The organism is Actinacidiphila sp. bgisy167, from assembly GCF_965342175.1.
Lineage (GTDB): Bacteria > Actinomycetota > Actinomycetes > Streptomycetales > Streptomycetaceae > Actinacidiphila.
This window is the reverse complement of sequence record NZ_CBDRBL010000153.1, coordinates 1-5,934: the sequence shown is the minus strand read 5'-3', so window position 1 is coordinate 5,934 and position 5,934 is coordinate 1. Positions and strand designations below refer to the sequence as shown.

The following is a 5,934-nucleotide window of genomic DNA, read 5'->3' as shown; positions in this document are numbered from 1 at the left end:
GGCGGCTGCTGGTCGTGGGGGCCGTGGTCTACGCCGCGTTCGCCGTCCTGGGGCGGTTCCACGAGATCGCCGTGGCCGTCTTCCTGGGACTGGTCGTCACCGCCATGCTCCGGCCGCCGGCCGATCTGCTCGCCCGCGCGATCCCGCGGGCGTCGGCCGTGGCGGTCTCGCTGGTCGGCAGCATCCTGGTCGTGTTCGGCGTCCTGGCGCTGGTCGGTGAGGTGGTCGCCGCCGAGAGCGGGGGGCTGCAACGCGAGTTCGGCGCGGGGCTGACCCGTATCGAGCGCTGGCTGGAGGCCCCGCCGTTCCGGCTCGACCCGCAGGCGCTCGACAACCTGCAGTCGAAGGTCGGGAAGTGGCTCTCCGACCACCGGTCGACCCTGATCAGCACCGCGCTCAGCGGCGCCGGACGCCTGGTCGAGGTGCTGACGGTCCTGGCGCTGGCCCTGTTCTGCTCGGTCTTCTTCCTGCACTCGGGCGACCGGCAGTGGTCCTGGTTCTGCCGGCAGCTGCCGCGGGCGGTCCGCGGCAGGGTGGCCGTGGCAGGCCGTGCGGCGTGGCGCACGTTCACCGGCTACACGCGCGGGATCGTCCTGGTGGCGGCGACGAACGCGATCCTGGTGGGGGTCGCCCTGTTCCTGCTCCGGGTTCCGCTCGCGCTGCCGCTGGCGCTGCTGGAGTTCTTCGCGGCCTTCGTGCCGCTGATCGGTTCGCCGATCGCCCTGGCGGTGGCCGCCGTGGTGGCGCTGGCCGCCGAGGGCCCCCTCGTGGCGGCGATCGTCGTCTGCCTGATCGTCCTCATCGGCCAGATCGAGGGACATGTGCTGCACCCGCTCGTGATGAGCTGGGCGGTCCGCCTGCATCCGGTGGTCGTCGCGCTCACCGTGATCGGCGGGGCCATCGCCGCCGGGGTGATCGGCGCGGTGGTGGCGGTGCCCCTGGTCTCCGTCCTCTGGTCGGTGTACCAGGCGCTGCGCACGACGGAGTAGGGAGCGCAAGTTCTTGCGGTGCTTCCGCAACACCCTGTCGGACGGACGACACTCCAGCGCAAACGCCTGCCAACTCTACTGAAAGCGCGGCCGGAACCATAGACGGCCGGAAGCGCCTCTGCAACTATCACTTCGAGCCGCGCAATTAACCAAACAACGCATGAAAAATACGCAGCGTGCCAGCCGAGTGGTCAGCGCCATGTCATGGCTTCAACAACCTGACGAGAGGCACAGGGACGACATGCCAGAGAAACGGTTCATCCGACGGCTGCTCGCGGGGGTGATCGCGGCCGGCCTCGTGCTGCTCGGCCAGTCCGCGCTGCCCGCCACGGCCGCCGGCGGCCCCGACCTCGCCGCGGGGGCCCCGGCCACCGCGAGCAGCTCCCACGCCGAGTACGGGGTCGCCAACATCACCGACGGCGACCAGAACACCTACTGGCAGAGCGCCGGGAGCTCCTTCCCGCAGTGGGTCCAGGTCGACCTGGGCAGCAGTACCAGCATCGACCAGGTCGTCGTCCGGCTCCCCGCCTCCTGGGAGGCCAGGACCGAGACGTTCGCCGTCCAGGGCAGCCCCGACGGTTCCACCTTCGCCACGCTCTCCGGCTCGGCCGCGCGGAACTTCGGCCCCGGCTCGGGCAACACGGTGACCATCGGCTTCGCGGCCACCCCCACCCGGTTCGTTCGGCTGGCCATCACCGCCAACACCGGCTGGCCCGCCGCCCAGGTCTCCGAGCTCGAGGTGCACGGCTCCGCCACCTCGACCGACAACCTCGCCCGGGGCAGGACCCTCACCGCGAGCAGCGGCGACGCGCCCTATGTCGCCGCCAACGCGGGCGACGGCAACCAGGGCACCTACTGGGAGAGCGCCGGGAGCTCCTTCCCGCAGTGGGTCCAGGCCGACCTCGGGTCCTCCGTCGCGGTCAGCAAGGTGGTGCTGAGGCTGCCGCCCTCATGGGAGGCGAGGACGCAGACGCTGTCCCTGCGAGGCAGCACCGACGGCTCGTCCTTCAGCGACCTGGTCGCCTCCCGCGACTACGCCTTCAGGCCGTCCGACAACAACACCGTCACCATCAGCCTGAGCAGCACGACCACCCGCTACCTGCGCGTCCAGATCACCGCGAACACCGGCTGGGCCGCCGCGCAGCTGTCGGAGCTGGAGGTCTACGGCCCGGCCACCGGCGACACCACCGCGCCGAACGCGCCCACCGGCCTGGCCTTCACCGAGCCCGGCTCCGGCCAGATCCGGCTGACCTGGAACGCCGCCACCGACAACGTCGGCGTCACCGGCTACGACGTCTACGCGAACGGGGAGCTGCGCACCAGCGTCTCCGGCAGCACGCTCGCCTATACCGACAACCAGCCCGACGGCGCCACCGTCAGCTACTTCGTACGGGCCAAGGACGCGGCCGGCAACGTCTCCGGCAACAGCGACACCGTCACCCGGACGGGCTCCGGCGGCGACACGCAGGCGCCCAGCCAGCCCGGCGACCTCACCCTCGCCCAGCCCGGCTCCGGGCAGATCAAGCTGAGCTGGACCGCCTCGAGCGACAACGTCGGCGTCACCGGCTACGAGGTGTACGCCAACGAGGTCCTGCGCACCACGGTGTCGGGCAGCACCCTCACCTACACCGACAGCCAGCCGGACACCGCGACCGTCTCGTACTACGTGAAGGCCAAGGACGCCGCGGGCAACAGAAGCGTCGCCAGCGCCACGGCCACCCGCAACGGCTCGGGCGGCACCGGCTCCAACATGGCCGTGGGCAAGCCCATCACGGCCTCGTCCAGCACCCAGGCCTTCGTCGCGGCCAACGCCAACGACAACAGCGTCACCACCTACTGGGAGGGCGCCGGCGGCAGCTACCCGAACACGCTGACCGTCTCCCTCGGGGCGAACGCCGACGTCACCTCGGTCATCCTCAAGCTCAACCCCGACAGCGCCTGGGGCGCCCGCACCCAGACCGTCCAGGTGCTCGGCAGGGAGCAGGGAGCGAGCGGCTTCAGCAGCCTCAAGGCGGCCGCCGGCTACACCTTCAGCCCCTCTTCCGGCAACACGGTGACCATACCGGTCAGCGCCCGGGTCGCCGACGTACGGCTGCAGTTCACCGCCAACAGCGGCGCGGGCGCGGGCCAGGTGGCGGAGTTCCAGGTGATCGGCACCCCGGCGCCGAACCCGGACATGACCGTCACCGGCATGTCCGTCTCCCCGAGCGCACCGGTCGAGACCGACGCCATCAGCCTCTCCGCGACCGTGCGCAACATCGGCGAGCTGGCCTCGGGCGCCACGAACGTCACCTTCTACCTGGGCACCACCAAAGTCGGCACCGCCGCCGTCGGCGCGCTGGCGGCCGGCGCCTCCACCACGGTGACGGCGAACATCGGCGTACGGGACGCGGGCAGCTACCCGCTCGGCGCCAAGGTCGACGAGTCCGGGGACGTCATCGAGCAGAACGACACCGACAACGCCTACAGCAGCCCGACCCCGCTGGTCGTCAAGCCGGTCGACAGCTCCGACCTGATCGCCTCGCCCACCGGCTGGTCGCCCGGCAACCCGGCCAAGGGCAGCACCGTCACCTTCTCGGTGGCGATCAGGAACCAGGGCACGGTCGCCTCGGCGGGCGGCTCCCACGGCATCACCGTCACCGTCACCGACACCGACACCGGCTCCGTCGTCAGGACGCTGACCGGCTCCTACAACGGCGCCATCGCCGCGGGCAGCACCACGAGCCCCGTCTCACTGGGCACCTGGACCGCCGCCGACGGCAAGTACACCGTCAGGACCGTCATCGCGCCCGACGCGAACGAACTCGCGGTCAAGCAGCAGAACAACACCAGCACCCAGTCGCTCTTCGTCGGCCGCGGCGCCAACATGCCCTACGACATGTACGAGGCGGAGGACGGCGTCCTCGGTGGGAGCGCCGCCGTGGTCGGCCCCAACCGCACCGTCGGCGACCTGGCCGGTGAGGCGTCCGGCCGCAAGGCCGTCACCCTCAGCAGCACGGGCAGCTCGGTGGAGTTCACCACCCGGGCCAGCACCAACACCCTGGTCGTGCGCTACTCCATCCCCGACGCCCCGGGCGGCGGCGGCATCGACTCCACCCTGAACGTCTACGTCAACGGCAGCTTCCTCAAGGCCATCGACCTCACCTCCAAGTACGCCTGGCTGTACGGCAGCGAGACCGCCCCCGGCAACAACCCGGCCGAGGGCAGCCCCCGCCACATCTACGACGAGGCCAACATGATGCTCGGCACGACCGTGCCGGCAGGGGCCAAGATCAAACTGCAGAAGGACGCCGCGAACGGCAGCCGGTACGCGATCGACTTCGTCAACACCGAGCAGGTCGCGCCGATCACCAATCCCGACCCGGCCGCCTACACCGCGCCGACCGGCTTCACCCACCAGGACGTGCAGAACGCCCTGGACAAGGCCCGGATGGACACCACCGGCACCCTCAAGGGCGTCTACCTGCCGCCGGGCGAGTACGAGACGGGCAGCAAGTTCCAGGTCTACGGCAAGCCCGTCAAGATCATCGGCGCGGGCCCCTGGTACACCCGCTTCCACACGCCGGTCGGCCAGTCCAACACCGACGCGGGCTTCCGTGCCGACTCCACCGCCAACGGCTCGACCTTCTCGGGCTTCTCCTTCTTCGGCAACTACACCTCCCGCATCGACGGCCCCGGCAAGGTCTTCGACTTCGCGAACGTCGCCGACATGACCATCGACAACGTCTGGAACGAGCACACGGTCTGCCTCTACTGGGGCGCCAACACCGACAACGTCACCATCAAGAACTCCAGGATCCGCAACACGTTCGCCGACGGCGTCAACATGACCAACGGCAGCACGGACAACCACCTGGACAACATCGAGGCCCGTGCCACCGGTGACGACAGCTTCGCCCTCTTCTCGGCGATCGACGCCGGCGGGGCGGACGAGAAGAACAACCTCTACGAGAACCTGACGTCCCTGCTGACCTGGCGGGCCGCGGGCGTCGCCGTCTACGGCGGCTACGCCAACACCTTCCGCAACATCCTCGTCGCGGACACCCTGGTCTACTCGGGCGTCACGATCAGCTCCCTGGACTTCGGCTATCCGATGAACGGCTTCGGGACCGAGCCGACCAACTTCCAGAACATCTCGGTGATCCGCTGCGGCGGGCACTTCTGGGGCAGCCAGACCTTCCCGGGCATCTGGCTCTTCAGCGCCTCGAAGGCCTTCCAGGGCATCCGCGTCAGCGACGTGGACATCGTGGACCCGACCTACAGCGGGATCATGTTCCAGACGAACTACGTGGGCGGCCAGCCGCAGAACCCGATCAAGGACACGATCTTCACCGACGTCTCCATCACCGGCGCCCACCGCAGCGGTGACGCCTACGACGCCAAGTCGGGCATGGGCCTGTGGGCCAACGAGATGCCGGAGGCGGGCCAGGGCCCGGCGGTCGGCTCCGTCACCTTCAACAACCTCAGGATGAGCGACAACCACGAGAACATCCGGAACACGACCTCCACCTTCACCATCAACGTCAGCCCTTAGCGGAGGAACACGCGAACGCCGTGGTCCCGGCCGGTTCTCCGGCCGGGACCACGGCGCTGCGTCATCCCCGCCGGACGCCGCCGTGCGCCCACGGCCCCCACCACACCGGTATGGGCGAATCGGCGGGGGCGGAGGCCGGCTGTTCCGGGTGAAGTCCGAGCCGCCGCAGGGCGGCCGCGTCGACCCGTACGCCGTAGTGGCCGTGCCAGTGCCCGTCCTCACCGACCCGGCACACGAGGTCGACCACCAGCTCGTGGTCGGCGAACGGCCACCAGTCGATTCCCCGGTCCCGCAGTCAACGTGCCGTCAGGTCGGCGGGCCGGGGGCGGCCCGGCAGATTCTCGTGGCCGAGGAGGGTCACCCATGCCTCCGGTTCGCGCTCCATGCCGCCGTTCTCGCGCAGCACGACGG

At 70.1% G+C, this 5,934-nt stretch carries 2 protein-coding genes; both read left to right on the top strand.

All coding sequences use genetic code 11. The features are described 5' to 3' along the window. Positions 1-989, top strand: a 989-nt coding sequence (locus ACRWND_RS30100; protein ID WP_431955028.1) for an AI-2E family transporter, incomplete at its 5' end; no start/stop codon positions are given. A 241-nt stretch (positions 990-1,230) separates the two neighbouring features. Continuing rightward, complete coding sequence (locus tag ACRWND_RS30095) at positions 1,231-5,523, top strand: discoidin domain-containing protein (RefSeq protein WP_431955026.1); 4,293 nt, start codon at positions 1,231-1,233, stop codon at positions 5,521-5,523. The last annotated feature ends 411 nt before the right edge of the window (positions 5,524-5,934 follow it).

Bases quoted from the DNA above. Each gene is read 5' to 3' on its own strand.
- ACRWND_RS30095 (WP_431955026.1), top strand. From the start codon at position 1,231: ATGCCAGAGAAACGGTTCATCCGACGGCTGCTCGCGGGGGTGATCGCG.